At 38.0% G+C, this 14647-nt stretch carries 15 protein-coding genes and 1 rRNA gene; 15 read left to right on the top strand and 1 reads right to left on the bottom strand.

From position 1 onward, the window contains the following. The first annotated feature begins 133 nt into the window (after positions 1 to 133). The 7 genes from AC1FXP_RS22285 (at position 134) to AC1FXP_RS22255 (ending at position 7057) form a co-directional block, all read left to right on the top strand. Positions 134 to 922, top strand: coding sequence for a HipA domain-containing protein (locus AC1FXP_RS22285; RefSeq protein WP_480064129.1), 789 nt, complete (start codon positions 134 to 136; stop codon positions 920 to 922). Between the two features lie 16 nt (positions 923 to 938). Continuing rightward, complete coding sequence (locus AC1FXP_RS22280) at positions 939 to 1325, top strand: hypothetical protein (protein WP_480064127.1); 387 nt, start codon at positions 939 to 941, stop codon at positions 1323 to 1325. A 394-nt stretch (positions 1326 to 1719) separates the two neighbouring features. Further along, positions 1720 to 2868: a sensor histidine kinase gene (locus AC1FXP_RS22275; RefSeq protein WP_480064126.1), complete on the top strand. Its 1149-nt coding sequence runs from the start codon at positions 1720 to 1722 to the stop codon at positions 2866 to 2868. Then, positions 2865 to 3500 carry a response regulator gene (locus AC1FXP_RS22270; RefSeq protein WP_480064125.1) on the top strand — a complete coding sequence of 212 codons (636 nt, stop codon included), beginning with the start codon at positions 2865 to 2867 and terminating at the stop codon, positions 3498 to 3500. Before AC1FXP_RS22275 ends, AC1FXP_RS22270 begins: the two co-directional genes overlap by 4 nt. A gap of 208 nt (positions 3501 to 3708) precedes the next feature. Further along, positions 3709 to 4641, top strand: a complete 933-nt coding sequence (locus AC1FXP_RS22265) for an ABC transporter ATP-binding protein (RefSeq protein WP_480064124.1) — start codon at positions 3709 to 3711, stop codon at positions 4639 to 4641. A 10-nt stretch (positions 4642 to 4651) separates the two neighbouring features. Beyond that, positions 4652 to 5950: an ABC transporter permease gene (locus tag AC1FXP_RS22260; RefSeq protein ID WP_480064123.1), complete on the top strand. Its 1299-nt coding sequence runs from the start codon at positions 4652 to 4654 to the stop codon at positions 5948 to 5950. Continuing rightward, the gene (locus tag AC1FXP_RS22255; protein WP_480064122.1) at positions 5951 to 7057 is read left to right on the top strand and encodes an ABC transporter permease; all 1107 of its coding nucleotides are present in this window, start codon (positions 5951 to 5953) and stop codon (positions 7055 to 7057) included. A gap of 398 nt (positions 7058 to 7455) precedes the next feature. Here the strand turns inward: AC1FXP_RS22255 and AC1FXP_RS22250 are convergent, their stop codons facing one another. Beyond that, positions 7456 to 7623 carry a hypothetical protein gene (locus AC1FXP_RS22250; RefSeq protein ID WP_480064121.1) on the bottom strand — a complete coding sequence of 56 codons (168 nt, stop codon included), beginning with the start codon at positions 7621 to 7623 and terminating at the stop codon, positions 7456 to 7458. 552 nt (positions 7624 to 8175) lie between these two features. On the opposite strand from AC1FXP_RS22250, the gene AC1FXP_RS22245 reads away from it, so the two are divergent. From AC1FXP_RS22245 to AC1FXP_RS22210, 8 genes are all read left to right on the top strand, one after another. Then, a complete protein-coding gene (locus tag AC1FXP_RS22245) occupies positions 8176 to 9135 on the top strand; it encodes a helix-turn-helix transcriptional regulator (RefSeq protein WP_480064119.1) in 960 nt (319 codons plus the stop codon). A gap of 81 nt (positions 9136 to 9216) precedes the next feature. Then, positions 9217 to 10293 carry a DUF4352 domain-containing protein gene (locus AC1FXP_RS22240; RefSeq protein ID WP_480064118.1) on the top strand — a complete coding sequence of 359 codons (1077 nt, stop codon included), beginning with the start codon at positions 9217 to 9219 and terminating at the stop codon, positions 10291 to 10293. 88 nt (positions 10294 to 10381) lie between these two features. Continuing rightward, positions 10382 to 11335, top strand: a complete 954-nt coding sequence (locus tag AC1FXP_RS22235; protein WP_480064117.1) for a PD-(D/E)XK nuclease family protein — start codon at positions 10382 to 10384, stop codon at positions 11333 to 11335. A 168-nt stretch (positions 11336 to 11503) separates the two neighbouring features. Continuing rightward, positions 11504 to 12454 carry a DUF4145 domain-containing protein gene (locus tag AC1FXP_RS22230; RefSeq protein WP_480064116.1) on the top strand — a complete coding sequence of 317 codons (951 nt, stop codon included), beginning with the start codon at positions 11504 to 11506 and terminating at the stop codon, positions 12452 to 12454. Positions 12455 to 12485: 31 nt separating this feature from the next. Then, the gene (locus AC1FXP_RS22225) at positions 12486 to 12692 is read left to right on the top strand and encodes a DUF6946 family protein (protein WP_480064115.1); all 207 of its coding nucleotides are present in this window, start codon (positions 12486 to 12488) and stop codon (positions 12690 to 12692) included. Further along, positions 12689 to 13759 carry a PD-(D/E)XK nuclease family protein gene (locus AC1FXP_RS22220; RefSeq protein WP_480064114.1) on the top strand — a complete coding sequence of 357 codons (1071 nt, stop codon included), beginning with the start codon at positions 12689 to 12691 and terminating at the stop codon, positions 13757 to 13759. The genes AC1FXP_RS22225 and AC1FXP_RS22220 overlap by 4 nt, the downstream gene beginning before the upstream one ends. Beyond that, the gene (locus AC1FXP_RS22215; protein WP_480064113.1) at positions 13740 to 13985 is read left to right on the top strand and encodes a stage IV sporulation protein A; all 246 of its coding nucleotides are present in this window, start codon (positions 13740 to 13742) and stop codon (positions 13983 to 13985) included. The genes AC1FXP_RS22220 and AC1FXP_RS22215 overlap by 20 nt, the downstream gene beginning before the upstream one ends. A 590-nt stretch (positions 13986 to 14575) precedes the next feature. After that, positions 14576 to 14647, top strand: a 16S ribosomal RNA gene (locus AC1FXP_RS22210); the annotation flags it as partial.

Genomic DNA, 14647 nt, shown 5'->3' with positions numbered 1-14647 from the left:
TCGAGAAACAAGTACCAAATGATAGATACGCAGATGACGACTTAATGATTAATTATATACATACCAATTGGCAACAAATAACCTTTCATCGGGGGTAGAAGGATAAACATAATTAGAACGGAGGTGGGATATAATGGAAATGATTCATATTCCTCAAGATACTAAAACGATTATGAGTACATCGAGTAAGGGTGATCAATCAAAATGGTTAGTTGGAGGTAAATGGATTAAAGAAAATACTCGTGGTTATGAAAATATAGCAGAGTATGTTGCTTCCCTCGTTTTGCAATGTTCCACCTTAGCAAAAACTTCTTACATTTCTTATACACCATGTTTGATTGAAAAGTATGATGGGAACGTAAAAGAAGGCTGTTACTCATTGGATTTCCGTGGTCCTTTACAAGAAGTCACACTCGAACGGCTATTTGAAGCAAACTTTGAAACAACTGATGACATTTTAAATAATAGTCGTTACTCCACAGTAGATAAATTTAACGCCGTTATGGAAAAAGTACACCATTTTACTGGACTAGATATTTCAGACGAAATGGCACGAATGCTAGCATTCGATGCATTTATTCTGAATGAGGATCGTCATACAAATAACATTTTGTTTTTATTTAATCCGAATGAAGAAGCTTGGCAGTTAGCTCCGCTTTTTGATCATGGTCTAAGTCTATTATCCGATTTAAAAGACTATCCACTAGAGAAACCTATGAGCATTTTAAAAAGAAAGGTAAAAGCCAAGCCTTTCAACTCTTCTTTCACTAAGCAGTTAGATTTATACAAAGGGAACCCTTTTATAAAACGTAGTTTACTTCTTGAAAAATTAAATGAAAGCCCCTACGATGTAGGCAGAACAAAAGACGTTGTTCTCTCACAATTAAAAGATGTACGATTGCAACAACTAATTATTGACTAAAAGAGAAGGTGGCGAAATGATCGACTATATGAAGTTTGATGTTATGTTGTTTGACGATGTGATTGCTACTGTCGATTTAAAACCTAATGGAAGTGAAAAACCATATGTTATTAACTATATTGAAGGATTTAATAAACAATTTTCACCAAATCCAGAGGGGTACATTACAATAGAAGAGTTAGAAAAATGGCTAAAGTGGCGTGTGCTTCCCGAAACAAGATTCAATGTTGATGAATTATTAGCTGCACTCGGTTTAAATAGCTATAATCGTTGGGCTATTATACGTAAGACACATGGTGTAATGGCTGATGATGAGATTTGGCTGCGCTTTAAAGGTGAAACATTGAAGCATGAAGATGTGACCCTACGCACATCTCTTTTTTATCCAAGTTCGACTAATTAAGGCTGTACTCTTTATAGACTTAGATCGGTTTAAACTTATTAATGGTTCGTTAGTCACCATTTAGGATGAATTTTTAAAATGTGTTTCAGAACGATTAAAGGCATTAGGTTACTTCTTAAGAAGACGAAGGGTTTCCCTACGTCTTTTTTTATGGTCTTAAACTTAACAAGACTGCCAGTGACCTGTCGTCATAACAATCACTGTCAATTTAAAAGAGGAGGTTGAGGGATATACGTCAGCCCTTACTCCAAATGAGACAAAACGATTGAATCCTTCACCTTTCGCCTCATTATTTAAATTTCTATTTTTTCGAATGACCTATTTTGCTATGATATGACTAGCTAATAGATAACAAAATTTTACTCAAACAAAATGAGGCAGGTGGGAAACAGGTTTGTATACATATTGGATTTGGCTATTATTACTCTTACTATCTTGGCTATTTGCCTTATTGCATTATCAAGGGAGTTTATTAGAAATCCCAAACCGCATCATTGGGTGTGCAGCCTTCTTCAGCTTCTTTTTCATGTTACCTTTATTTAAAAAGCATCCATTCATTTTTACGATGATCACGGCTTTGGTGGCAGCATCGGCTGTTTTAACACTATGGCCGGATAGCAGCGGAACAACGAACCCATTTACCTTCCTAGTTTTTACAATCTTAGCAGGGATGTCGGTGTTTTACCTCAAAGGTTGGCAGAGTATTCTAATCGGATGCATCCTGCTTGTTGGTTTGGTAACACCTCATTTTTTCGCGTATTCTAGTTATTCACTGGTCTTTATTGTGCTTTATACATTGTTAGTCGGGGTTGCCTTGGCGACATACCGCCACACGAAAACAAAGGTAGATGAAAACGAAGCTAGGAACGAAGCGCTATTGAGTGAGTATAAAAAAATGAAGCGGCGCCTCGTAAACGATGAGCAGGCTGCGAGGCAGGAAGAGAGGACCCAGATCGCCAGGGAAATCCATGATTCTGTCGGTCATAAATTAACGGCATTACTCATGCAATTGGAAGTAGCGCGAATGGAACAAACGGATGAAGCAGCTCATTCAAGGCTCCTAGAATTAAAACAGCTTGCAAAGGAGAGTCTTGAGGAAACACGTCGTGCAGTGAAAACGTTGAAACAAGATGAAATAGGTGGGTTATCTGCGATTATAAGGCTCGTTCGAAAACTTGAAGCAGAGAGTTATCTGCGAATTCAGTTTTCAATCAGACATGGTGCGTTAACGGCGCCATTAGGAAATGATCAGGCGATCGCCGTGTATCGTGCAGTACAGGAAGCCCTGACAAATGTGATGCGTCACTCCGGTGGACGTGAAGTGGAAGTCGTCTTTGAAGCACCGGCTGGAGGGGTATTTCGATTTGAAGTGTCGAACCAAGTGAAAACGAAAGGGCATCACAAAGAAGGATTTGGACTATCTTTTATGAGAGATCGGATTGAGGATGCTGGCGGGAAACTTGAAATCGCTCAATATGATGGACAATTTATCGTGCGCGGGACGTTACCACTTCTCGCAATGAAAAGGGGGAAGATGGAGTGATTCGAATATTACTAGCTGAAGATCAGGTGATGGTTAGACATGCACTGAAAATGATGGTGGAGACAGACGCTGAGATAAAGGTAACAGGGGAAGCGAGTCATGGAAAGGAAGCTGTTTCCCTTTGTGAAAAACAACATTTTGATGTGATTATCATGGACATTCGAATGCCTGAAATGGATGGATTGGAAGCGGCACGTATCATCCACTCCCGTTGGCCAGACCGTAAAGTACTCATGTTAACGACGTTTAATGACGATGAATATGCATTGGAGGCTCTAAAGAGTGGTGTGAGTGGTTATATGCTTAAGGATGCGGAGCCAGAGGAACTCATCAAGGCCATTCGAAGTTGTTTGGCTGGGGGGGTCTCCTTGCAAGACCAAGTAGCAGCAAAAGTAATGCCACGTCTCCTCAAACAACAAGAGAGAACACAAGATGTGAATCCATCGCTCACACCAAGAGAGTTGGATATTATCCGCCGAATTGGCGAAGGGCGAAGTAACAAAGAAATCTCAGAGGAACTGGCCTTGTCGGTTGGTACTATAAAGAACCATATTACTATGATCCTCGATAAGCTTGAGCTGAGAGACCGGACACAGATTGCGATTTATGTGATCAGACATAACCTTGTTTAAGCCTTTATGAGGATCATGTCAACGAGCTATTAATAATAAAATGACTTAAGTCATGCAAAATGAAAAAGCTGATGACTGAAGACAGTGGGAGCACTGTCTTTTTATGTATATACTTTGAATTATATTAAACATGAAATAACGTCCACCAAGAGCGAATGCGAGTGTTAATCTTATGAAAAAGCGTTTTACGATAAAAGGAGGTAGCGGCATGCTTGAAACAGAAGAGCTGAAAAAAGTTTTTAAGGGAAAGCCCGCAGTAGACGGTGTTAATTTATATATGGATAAAGGGGAATCGGTCGGGTTATTAGGGCCGAATGGAGCAGGGAAATCTACAACCATCTCCATGATTTCCTCACTTATCAAACCTACTTCAGGCGATGTGAAGCTGAAGGGACAAAGTGTTTTGAAGGATCCAGGGATTATTCGGAATGTCTTAGGTGTTGTTCCCCAGGAAATTGCCTTGTATAACGAACTGACTGCTTATGAAAACTTGAAGTTTTTTGGAAGAATATATGAATTGAAAGGGAAGCAGTTAGAATCGAAAATTCAGGAGGTACTAGAGATTGTCGGTCTGAAGGAGCGACAAAAAGAAATTGTCAAAACCTATTCAGGAGGAATGCAACGACGAATTAACATGGCTGCAGCGATGCTTCATGAACCAGAACTTCTTATTATGGATGAACCGACTGTGGGGATTGACCCCCAATCAAGGACTCACATCCTGGATACGGTAAGGCATCTTAACCAAGAGAAGGGCCTAAGCGTACTGTATACAAGTCATTACATGGAAGAAGTGGAGCGATTGTGTGACCGTGTATACATCATGGATCACGGTCAGATTATTGCATCCGGAACAAAGGATGAATTAAAGAGCATTTTGTCCGGTGAAGAAACGATCTGGATCGACCTAGACCGGCCTTATCCAGACTTGGTTACAGACTTGCAGTCGCACGATGGAATCCGTCAGACAATTGAAACGGAGAAGGGCTTGAAGTTGATCGTACCAAAGGGAAGCAAGTTACTTGGTAGTATCTTTCAGGCTGCGGAACGTCATCAGGCACAAATTTTAAATGTTAATGTGCAGGTACCATCGTTAGAAGACGTGTTTTTACACCTGACAGGCCGAAAGCTAAGGGATTGAGGTGAAGGAGATGGGAAACTTTTTAAAAAAGGATATTCTCGTTCTGCTTCGTGATCGAACAGAACTAATGATTCTCCTACTCATGCCGATTTTATTAATCGTTATTCTGAGCTTCGCTTTAAGGGGGATCCTTGGTGGGGATACATCGGACTTCCAAATGGATGTTGCTTTTGTGATAGAGGACGATGAACAGCAGGGGGTCATTGATTTTATAGAAGATTTGGAAACGATGGGGATGCCTCCAGAAGTAATTATGGAGTTGGAACAAGTTGTAGAGGAAATAAAACCTTATACCATGTTGGAAGACCTAATGAATAATGAAAGTGTCAGCAACATGGTGACAGTGGAAGAACTCGATTTTTCCGAAGCAGAGGAAGCATTGGAAAACGAAGATCTCACCGCACTTTTGCTGATCCCTGAAGATTTCACGTACCGTTCCCTTCAAAAAATGCTATTAAATGAAGGGGATGGCAGTGAACTGAAAATGACTGTGAAGGACTATAGTTCGATTCGAACAGATGTATTTCTTAACATTGTGAATCGATATGTTAATACAGTGAATTTTGAAACGGCAATATCTCAGACATTAATAGATTTGGGCCATGGGGATGTTTTGTCAAAGCGAGCAGAAGGAGAGGTGATGGAGGCACAGGAGTTTGGAGGAGTAGAATCCATTTCCGCTCGTGAGCCGATCACATCTTTCCAATACTATACAATCAGTATGGCAGTGATGTTTGTATTATTTGTTGGATCGACGATTGCAAGTAAAGCGTATGTGGAAAAAAAGCAGCATGTGTTTAATAGAATCATACTTTCAAACCGTCATCCAATTGTTTATTTAGGTGGAAAAATGATTTCGGCATCTGTCATTTCTTTTTTCCAATTGATCATTCTTTTTCTGGTATCAACCTTGGCCTTTCGAACATTTCCCCTCGATGAACCGGCGTTTTGGGCAGGAATTGCTATCATTGCCATCATTCTTGCAATCTGTGTAGGTGGTTTTGCTTCATTATTAACAGCGCTAACGGTGAAATACGAAAATGATGCCCTTAATCATATTTTTTCTGGTGGAATTGTGACGTTACTTGCCCTTGTTGGTGGGAGCTTCTTCCCAACATCCGAAATGCCGGCAATGATCGGAACCATAGGGAATTGGACACCAAATGGTGCGGCATTGACTGCATTTTTAAAGTGGATGCAGGAGCTTGATATGACTATGATTCTACCTTATTTACTTCGAATCGCAGTGTTGGCAGCCATATTGATTATAAGCAGTATTCTCATTTTTCCAAAAAGGAGGTCGTTGTAGATGAAATCAGTATTTTTATTACAGTGGCATCGGTTACGCCGTGCTCCTATACTCGTTCTCTCATTCCTCGGATTGACCATTCTGTTCGTATCTTTTCTAGCAGGATTTGGTGGACCGAACAGCCAGATTACGATTTACACCTACGGAGACCCATCCTTGGAGGAAGAGAAAAAGGTAGAGTGGCTGGAGCGATTAAATGAAGCGGAGAATATGACTTTTCAATGGGTAGAGGAATCAGAAGCCCATGATGCGGTTTCTACCGGGGACGCTGGACTCGCACTGAAGTTGATGAACGATGACTATCGAATTCTCATTGCAGTACAGGAGCCGTCTAGTGTTACAGTGGAAAACTATGTTTATCAGGTGTTTTCGGAGGAGTTACGGATACAGGAAATAGCATCGCAGGTAGACGCAGGTGAATTCCGTACAGAATTGGAACGATTTCTGAATGAACCTAGCATGAAGGTCGTAACTGAATCCTTAAGTGGTGAAGAAAGCTCATTTATCTATGATAACCAACTTCACGTGTTGTTTGGGATGACTCTATTCTTCTCCATATATACGATAATGTTTAGTTTAATGAATGTGGCGGAGGAAAAAAGAGTGGGAACCTGGGACCGTCTCATCGTTTCGCCACTGCACAAATGGCAGATCTATTTCGGACATTTGCTTTACTGCTTTCTGATTGGATATGTTCAAATTCTCGTTGCTTTTCTATTTTTTAAAGTTATCTTTGGATTTGATTTGGGACAGCGGTACGGCACTCTTTTATTCGTCATCGCTTGCTACACTTTTGCTATCGTGAGCCTAGGGATGCTAGTCATGGGGCTAGTGAAAAGATCTCAGCAAATGCAGGCAGTCGTTCCAATTCTGGCTACGGCGATGGCCATGCTAGGTGGTGCGTACTGGCCAATCGAGATTGTCACAAATGACATTATGGTTGCTCTAGCGAAAGGAATGCCGATTTATTACGGACTAGATGCCTTGAAAGGTGCTTCCATCTATAACCAAGGATTGCCTGAACTGTTGCAGCCCATATCGATTATGTTATTGTTTGGCGTGGTCTGCATGGGACTCGGAATCAATCTGATGGAGCGCCGAGCTTAGAAAATGTATTTTATTTGAGAATACTTAAAGTAAAGAACAGGATAACACTTGAAGCAGTCACTACTTTTATTTTAGAATTAGCATAAAAAAGAAGTTACCAATTAAGTAACTTCTTTTCTCTTATGTGATTACACTCCGTTGAGAGTACCTTGATATTTATAGAAGTTTAATAGACTCTGATGCAGTGCAATCTTTAATATACGTTACAAATTTGTTCGACCGCCTTAAATAATTATCTAACTCATTTATTTAAAATAAGATTGTACAATATTAATTTCTAACTTGCACAGAAATTTTTATTGAATACTTCTCAAACCCTTTAACAGATAACTCATCAAGTAGAATATCCTCATAAAAATAACTTTTCAAAACGAGATCATGATCTTTTGCATAGTTTACTAATCGTTTCTAAGTTTTCTCAATACTTGACCAGCCTCCATCGTGATAGGCAACCAAGTTAGTTCCTTTTCCATCGTGTGATTCGCATAAGTCGGTTCATCAACTATGGTATAAAGATAGTCATAATTATCGGTTTCTCCATTTAGAATATTGTCGACACGTATCATCCATCCTTCAGAGGCGGACGGAATAATATCAGGAAGCAAGGGGACGGATCTCGAACCGTCCCTGTACTTCCTTTACTACTTCTAAGTTGATGGTACAACATCTAAATGAATATTTTAAAGGGTAAAGAACCAGCTGAAATTGGGAGTGAAGCAAGGAGACGATTCAAATTTGGTGAAAAAGGCAGGGGAATCCTGTCTTTTTTATATTAGCCATACTGAGGAGTGGGCTCGACTGACTCATCCGCGATTGGCTATATATTAAACACACAAGCTATTAGACTATTAAAAATCGTGGTCGTTTTTTGGTAATTACACAAAAAAGCATAATTGTAAAAAAATATACAAAATAATTGTAGGAGATGTATAATTGTGTAAAAAGGTAATTAATGTGCATTGAAAGGGAGAGCATAGAATTTCTCAACTATTAATAGTGAAACGTTTGTTGAACAGTTGAAAAAAAGATAGCTAAGGTACAAACGAAACCAAATAGAAAAGGTGACGCCTAAAGTGAGGTTTACTTTGCAATAAAATCGCTATAGAAAGGATGATCCCATGTCCGACCGACTAATCAGACTCATTCGTATCATTAATCTTATTCAATCAAGCCCAGGTATTAAATCAAAAGAGCTAGCCGAAAGGTGTGAAACGACTGAGAGGACCATTTATCGAGATTTGGAAATGTTAAGTGCTGCGCGTGTTCCAATTATGAGCGATGGGTATGGGAAGGGGAATCGGTTTGTAGGGAATTTTTCTCTTTATCCTCTAAATTGGACTGAAGAAGAGGCTGTTGCATTTGGAATGATGCCGAAAATCCTTGATCCTATTACCCACCTCATTCCATTAGACTTTTACTCCGCCTATGAAAAGGTAATGGCAACACACCAAAAAGAGAAAAGCGACATGCAAGATGTTCTTCAGAAAATGGTCTCAATCATTCAAATGGGGACACCTGCTTTCCAGGAGGAGCAGTCCAACTTCCTCTCACCTGTCATTCAAGCTATTATGAATTCAAAGTCGATTAAGGTCGTCTATCACACACAAAGTCGAGATGTAACGACAGAACGATATCTTGACCCTTATTATTTAATTCCACGTGATCATCGATTTTATTTGATCGCATACTGTCATAAGAAAAAGGGGATTCGTACATTTCGTTTAAGCAGAATGCTGGAAGTGATGCAAACGGATCAATCATTTGAAAAGAAAGATTTTAATGTAAGGGAGTATTTCCAACATACATGGTCAATTATTCAAGGAACGGACAAGATTCATTTTAAAGTGCTATTTAGCTCAAACGTTGCTCGTTATGTAAAGGAAGAGGAGTTATTTGTTACACCAAAGTTGACTGAAAGAAGTGATGGGAGTTTGCTATTTGAAGTTACCCTTAATCACGACCGAGAGTTTTTACAATGGATTATGCAGTACGGAACGGATGCAGAAATCCTTGAACCTGTTCATTACCGAGAAAAAATGAAACAAGTGTTAACAGATTGGCTGAAAATTTATCAATAAAACATTCGTTCGCTGACAATATGCTGTCATTTCCTCTTGATATCCTATGAATGTAAATCACATTCAAAGGGGGATACAAAAATGAAAAAAGCAAGTGCGTTTTTGATGTCAGTGGTAGCTGCTGCAGTTGTAATTACTGGTTGCGGGGAAGAATCTACGGTTGAAAGGGTTGATGATGAAACTCAAGCAAGTGAACAGTCAGCAACAGAAGTCAATTGGATGGAAGAAAAGAGTAATTTAACAGATCAAGAACAAATGATTAAGAGTTTTGTTGAACAGTTTTATACAACTGATGCGGATGCGCGTGACAAGGCTATTGAAGACTTTATTCATCCAGACGTCCAACCGCTGTTCCATCTCATAAGTGGTTTTACAGAAGAATCAGAGATTACAACGGTTGATGCAGATCAGTTTGCCATTATTGAGTCAATGGAACATGAAGAAGACGGAGAAGTAGGAGTCATTACGTTGGCCAGACTTCAAGATGACGCTGGTAAAATGGAAGAAATGGTATTATTTGTCTATGAAGAAAAACTAGGCTGGATTTTTAGTCCGCTCGTTGAAGATGAAGATATGCGCGAATCGTATGATGAACTACGAGCACTGTTATCAGCAGACACCCCTCCCGAAGAATTATTAGCCACATTTGAAGAAGTGAACAATGAGGAATCTGAAGAGGCCCCTTCAGAAGAAGAAACGAATGAAGTGGGTACACGTAACAACCCACTTACCATTGGTGAACGTGTATCCTTGGAGTACCGAGACCTTTTTTATGGAAATGTGCAGTTAGAAATGGAGATGCTAGAGGTTATTAGTGGAGATGAAGCTTGGGAGCTTGTTCAAAAAGGCAATCCATTTAATGATGAACCAGGTGACAATCAAGAATACGTGTTAGCGAAGTTTCATGTGAAGGTACATGAAGTCGAGGAAGAACCATTTGATTTGAATCATGCACAATTTGATGCAGTCAGTGCAGCAGGGAATTCGTACGATGATTTTGTTTCTGTCTCAGGCCTAGAACCGGACTTATGGAATGAGATGTATGAAGGAGCAGAGCGTGAAGGGTATACGTATTTCCTTGTTGATAAAGACGATGACAACCCACTTGCAGCGTTTAAGCGACGCAGTGATGCAGAAGTTTGGTTTGAGTTGCGATAGGATTGAGGAAGTCAGCTGGGCTGTTGAGCTTAGCTGGCTTTAACTTATTAATAAGCTAGAAATCAATAATGAGTCGAGGAGTTAAACTATGAATATATTTTCCGCACTATCACAAGGAAAAGGTCGATTAAATGAAGAAAATATGTCGGCAATCTTAGCTTATTTACTAAATCCACGAGAATCTCACGGGTTAGGGGATACCGTTTTGAAAGAATTTCTATTTTTATTGGATTCTACTGATGAGCTTGGGTTATCTAATGAATCGTGGGATGAAGTTGACGTCAGGTTAGAAGAATCATATGAGTTAAGCAATGGATCTGTTCGAACTATTGATATTCGGGTTAGTTTATTTAAGAAAGAATTAGTGAGCTTGGAAGATGAGTATGTAGAGAAGTATCGAATTTGTATAGAGAACAAAATCAACCCTCGCGCTGCGCAAGATGAACAGTTTTTGAATGAGTTTCAAGGAATTGAATTAGATGTTGATTCAGAGGGAACTTCAATTGTCATGGTGTTTTTAACTCCATTTGTTAACAGCTCTAAGCTACAAGCTGAATATAACAATTTGGATGAAGAAACACTTGGAAAACACAAAAAAGCTTGGAAGTACTGGACAAAGTCGAATGAAGAAATTGATGTGGTAACAATCTCAGATATGCTAAGAAATGTTCTGCGTTTGGAACATGAAGCTCGTATTAACCCGATAAGTGAGTATATGCGACATACGTTAAAAGCGCTGATTGTCCACATAGATGAAACAATTAATATAACAGTCAAAGAGCGAGGCCGCTCATTGGCTGGTGATGTAATACAAACGGTTGAGGGTAAACTCGACGGTGTTGATTTTACAATTAAGAGAATGAGTACGGGGAGCATTTTGATTATTGATAGCGATGGGGAGGAAGTAGCTAATACAAAAGGAATGCTCCGAGACATTATTAAAGACAAAGGATTGGCAATAGAACTTGAGAGAGCAAATGGCAAACAGAAAAACACAAGAACACTAGGGCGTCAAGTAATTCAAATGCTACTAAAGAAGTAAAATCGTAGACGAATTTCGATAAGTTGCTCTAATGTAAGAGAAAAACATAGGTTAGAGTTCCTTATTAAATTCGATTAGAATGTAAGTCCAACTCTGTTAAAAAGTAAAACTTGTCTTTTATGGTAGAATGATAATAGTTCTAACAAAAAATAACAGGTGGTACATAAAATGCAAAAGCAATTTATTTTTATATTTGTTCAACAATTTTCAAAAGACTTATTAGAGCTTGCTCAGCGAATTGAAAATCATTTATTTGATCAGCCTCATGCAGCTATGATGCAAGCTCGACTGTATAGTGAAGAGTTAGTAAAGATGATCAGTGAACAAGAAGGACTTGAGGAAGTCTTTCCACTAAAGCACTATGAAAGGATTCATAAATTACATCGCCAAAACGCAATAGATGAGGAGATCTATTCGAAATTAGAGTTAATTAGAAAAAAAGGTAATAAAGCTACACACGAAATTAAAGAAGCGGATATCATGGATGTCTTACAAGTTCATAGGTTTTTATTTGAAATTAGTATTTGGTACATGCAAGTATATGTTAAGTATGACTTTGAAGCGCCTCGTTATCAACTTCCAAAAATGTCCTCAGATTCTGCAATTGATCCTAAGGAATTGGAAAGTTTGATTAAACCGTATTTAGATCAAACTCTAGCTAAGATAGAGAATATACAGGCGTTTTTTGAACAAAAGATTGATAGTTTAAACAATGAAACAAACAAAGGAAATGCCCAGCAAACGTTATCTGAATCTAATGACGCCAAAGACGTAGACATTGAGCTGATTCAAAGAACGAAAAGAATTAATAATGTCTTTAAAGAGAATCACTTTACTTTACATCACACGTCAAGTAAAGCAACAGAATTTGTTCATAGTTCTAATAAAGAAATCATTTATTTGCTCCCAAATAAGAAAGAAATTACTATCGTTATGAATCCAGAGACGATAAAGGATAGTTTCAAAAGTATAGGGGATGAGCGTTATAGTACTGGATTTAGGAAGTTCTCGAAACAAATAAATAAAGGGAAAACGCCTATTAATTATGGATATTCCTTTAAGTTTAAAGTAGAAGATGAACTAGATGCTTTTTTAAAGGAAGTAGTTGCTTCTTATTAACTAGGATGCATTAGTATTATTGGAGGTGAAAATGGGTAAATGCTTTGTTCCATCAAAAGGCATAAGTTCATGGAAAGAATTATTAGTAGATCCTGATAATCAGTGGAAACCAAGTCATTCTGCATACGAACTAGCAAATTGTTGGGAAGAAGCTGAAAATCTACCATCTTGCGTGGAAAAGGTTTTTAAAAAGAGCAATCTCCCTCTTTTTCAAGATGTAATTATAAGAAGTAGGTGATAAAACTGAACCATACTAATTTAATACTACAATATAAAGAACTGATAGAAGAGGCTTCAAAATATAAACGCCCCAAAAGAGAGAAAACAGTGTTCTCTATTGGTGGAAGAGGACATTTTGAAAATCCTATTAGTGATGTCTTAGCATTTTTTATAGATCCAAGAGAAGAGCATCAATTTGAAACTTTGATCTTATCTAGTTTCTTGAATTTGTTAAATAGTGAAGAGGAGATAGATCTTGAAAAGGCTTCTGTAGAAATAGTGGAGCGCGAAGTTGTGACTCAAAAAGGTAATAGAATAGATCTTGTTGTTGCTGGTGACGAATGGGTATTGGTAATAGAAAACAAAATCTACCATCAGTTACTCAATCCTTTAGATGATTATGAGGCTTACATTGAGTCCAAATATCCGAATAAGAGAGCTTACTATGCGATTCTCTCTATTAATAACATTAATTCGATTTCAGAGCGATGGAATAATATTTTATACCAGGATTTGCAGGTCGAAGTAAAGAGAAATGCAGGACCATACATGTTCAACTCTGCCAATGCTAAATGGTCATTTTTCTTAAATGATTTTTTATTAAATTTAGAGGAACTGATAGGTGAATACAAAATGGATCACGATATGATAGAGTTTGTTGAGAAGAACTATGGTGAAATTCATGACCTTATGAAAATTAAAGATGATTATATATTAGCAATTAAAAAGAATTTCTCTGCTATCATCAGTGAAAATTCATTCACAACAGTAATTGAAAAAATTCATAGTTGGTCTGACAGAGTTGCGATTCGCTTCTATTGTCCAGATATCTGGGGTGAAAAATCGAATCTAGTGCTAGTTATATTACCTAATGGAGAATATAAAATATACTTTTACGTTTATGAAATTGCTACGCAAGATCAGGAAATAGAAGTTAAGAGATTACTTTATAGAGGTTACCAGCATTGGAAGGAAGGTAAAGGCAGCATACTATGTTTTAAGACGGAAAATAGCTATGAGTTGGATGGTGTAAAGGGTGAGTTTAAGTTAATGGTACAACATCTAAATGAATACTTTACTGGATAGAGGCAAGGGAAGGTCTATTCGAAATACTATAAATTACCGTAAATTACCGTTACTAGAAGTGAATGTCAATTTGTCAGAATGGATAATGAGGTTGAAACAGAAATATTATTTGAGAGTGAACTTTAAGGATGCAGTCCGAAATACAATGACAAGTTTAACAAGCATAAGAAAAATAGAAAGTATTTTGATTTTATTAAGGAGCAAGGGGACGGAACGGGATCAGTGAAAAAGTCAAAAGTTATAACTCTAACTACTATATATGGAAAATGAAACTCCGAACAGATACTACTTGTTGTAGTTTGGTTCCCTCTTTTTAATAGAAATTGTACTTTTTCACCAGTCTCGGATGGAACTCTTGCTTTTTTAGTTTCGCTAAACGAAGGAAGCGCAAGAACCGTCCCAGCATTTTCAAGTTTAAATAAAAAGAACTGTGGTAATAGTGTAGTAGCACAAATGATAGTTGCTATTCGTGTCAAATTATGATAGATTATTAAATCTAGCCGCGAAAATTAATTTTAAATTAACTCTTGCGCGGAATTATAATTCGTGATATATTATTTCTTGTCGCCACGAACGACTGATTGATTCGGTGGTGATTACGAAAAACAACTTTTGGAAAGTTGTTGCGCGGAACAGAATGATATGTTAAGATAATAAATGTTGCTGATGAAACAGCACATAAGAGTTCTTTGAAAACTGAACAAAAGCCAAGCGAATTAAAAGAGATTTAATATATCTCGTCAATTTTTCTTATCATTTTTACAAAAATGATGAAGTATCGTTAGCGATACATTTTGAGCTAATCAGCTTACCATTTTTATGGAGAGTTTGATCCTGGCTCAGGACGAACGCTGGCGGCGTGCCTAATACATGCAAGTCGAGCGGACT

This window comes from Halalkalibacter sp. HAAS-P013 (assembly GCF_056619925.1).
This window is presented reverse-complemented; position numbering and strand designations above follow the sequence as displayed.

What these genes read in the sequence shown, in the direction of transcription:
- AC1FXP_RS22245 (WP_480064119.1), top strand. Translation starts at nt 8,176, where the DNA reads ATGTCCGACCGACTAATCAGACTCATTCGTATCATTAATCTTATTCAA.
- AC1FXP_RS22265 (WP_480064124.1), top strand. Translation starts at nt 3,709, where the DNA reads ATGCTTGAAACAGAAGAGCTGAAAAAAGTTTTTAAGGGAAAGCCCGCA.
- AC1FXP_RS22280 (WP_480064127.1), top strand. Translation starts at nt 939, where the DNA reads ATGATCGACTATATGAAGTTTGATGTTATGTTGTTTGACGATGTGATT.
- AC1FXP_RS22250 (WP_480064121.1), bottom strand. Translation starts at nt 7,623, where the DNA reads ATGATACGTGTCGACAATATTCTAAATGGAGAAACCGATAATTATGAC.
- AC1FXP_RS22225 (WP_480064115.1), top strand. Translation starts at nt 12,486, where the DNA reads ATGGGTAAATGCTTTGTTCCATCAAAAGGCATAAGTTCATGGAAAGAA.
- AC1FXP_RS22255 (WP_480064122.1), top strand. Translation starts at nt 5,951, where the DNA reads ATGAAATCAGTATTTTTATTACAGTGGCATCGGTTACGCCGTGCTCCT.
- AC1FXP_RS22260 (WP_480064123.1), top strand. Translation starts at nt 4,652, where the DNA reads ATGGGAAACTTTTTAAAAAAGGATATTCTCGTTCTGCTTCGTGATCGA.
- AC1FXP_RS22285 (WP_480064129.1), top strand. Translation starts at nt 134, where the DNA reads ATGGAAATGATTCATATTCCTCAAGATACTAAAACGATTATGAGTACA.
- AC1FXP_RS22240 (WP_480064118.1), top strand. Translation starts at nt 9,217, where the DNA reads ATGAAAAAAGCAAGTGCGTTTTTGATGTCAGTGGTAGCTGCTGCAGTT.
- AC1FXP_RS22235 (WP_480064117.1), top strand. Translation starts at nt 10,382, where the DNA reads ATGAATATATTTTCCGCACTATCACAAGGAAAAGGTCGATTAAATGAA.
- AC1FXP_RS22215 (WP_480064113.1), top strand. Translation starts at nt 13,740, where the DNA reads ATGAATACTTTACTGGATAGAGGCAAGGGAAGGTCTATTCGAAATACT.
- AC1FXP_RS22230 (WP_480064116.1), top strand. Translation starts at nt 11,504, where the DNA reads ATGCAAAAGCAATTTATTTTTATATTTGTTCAACAATTTTCAAAAGAC.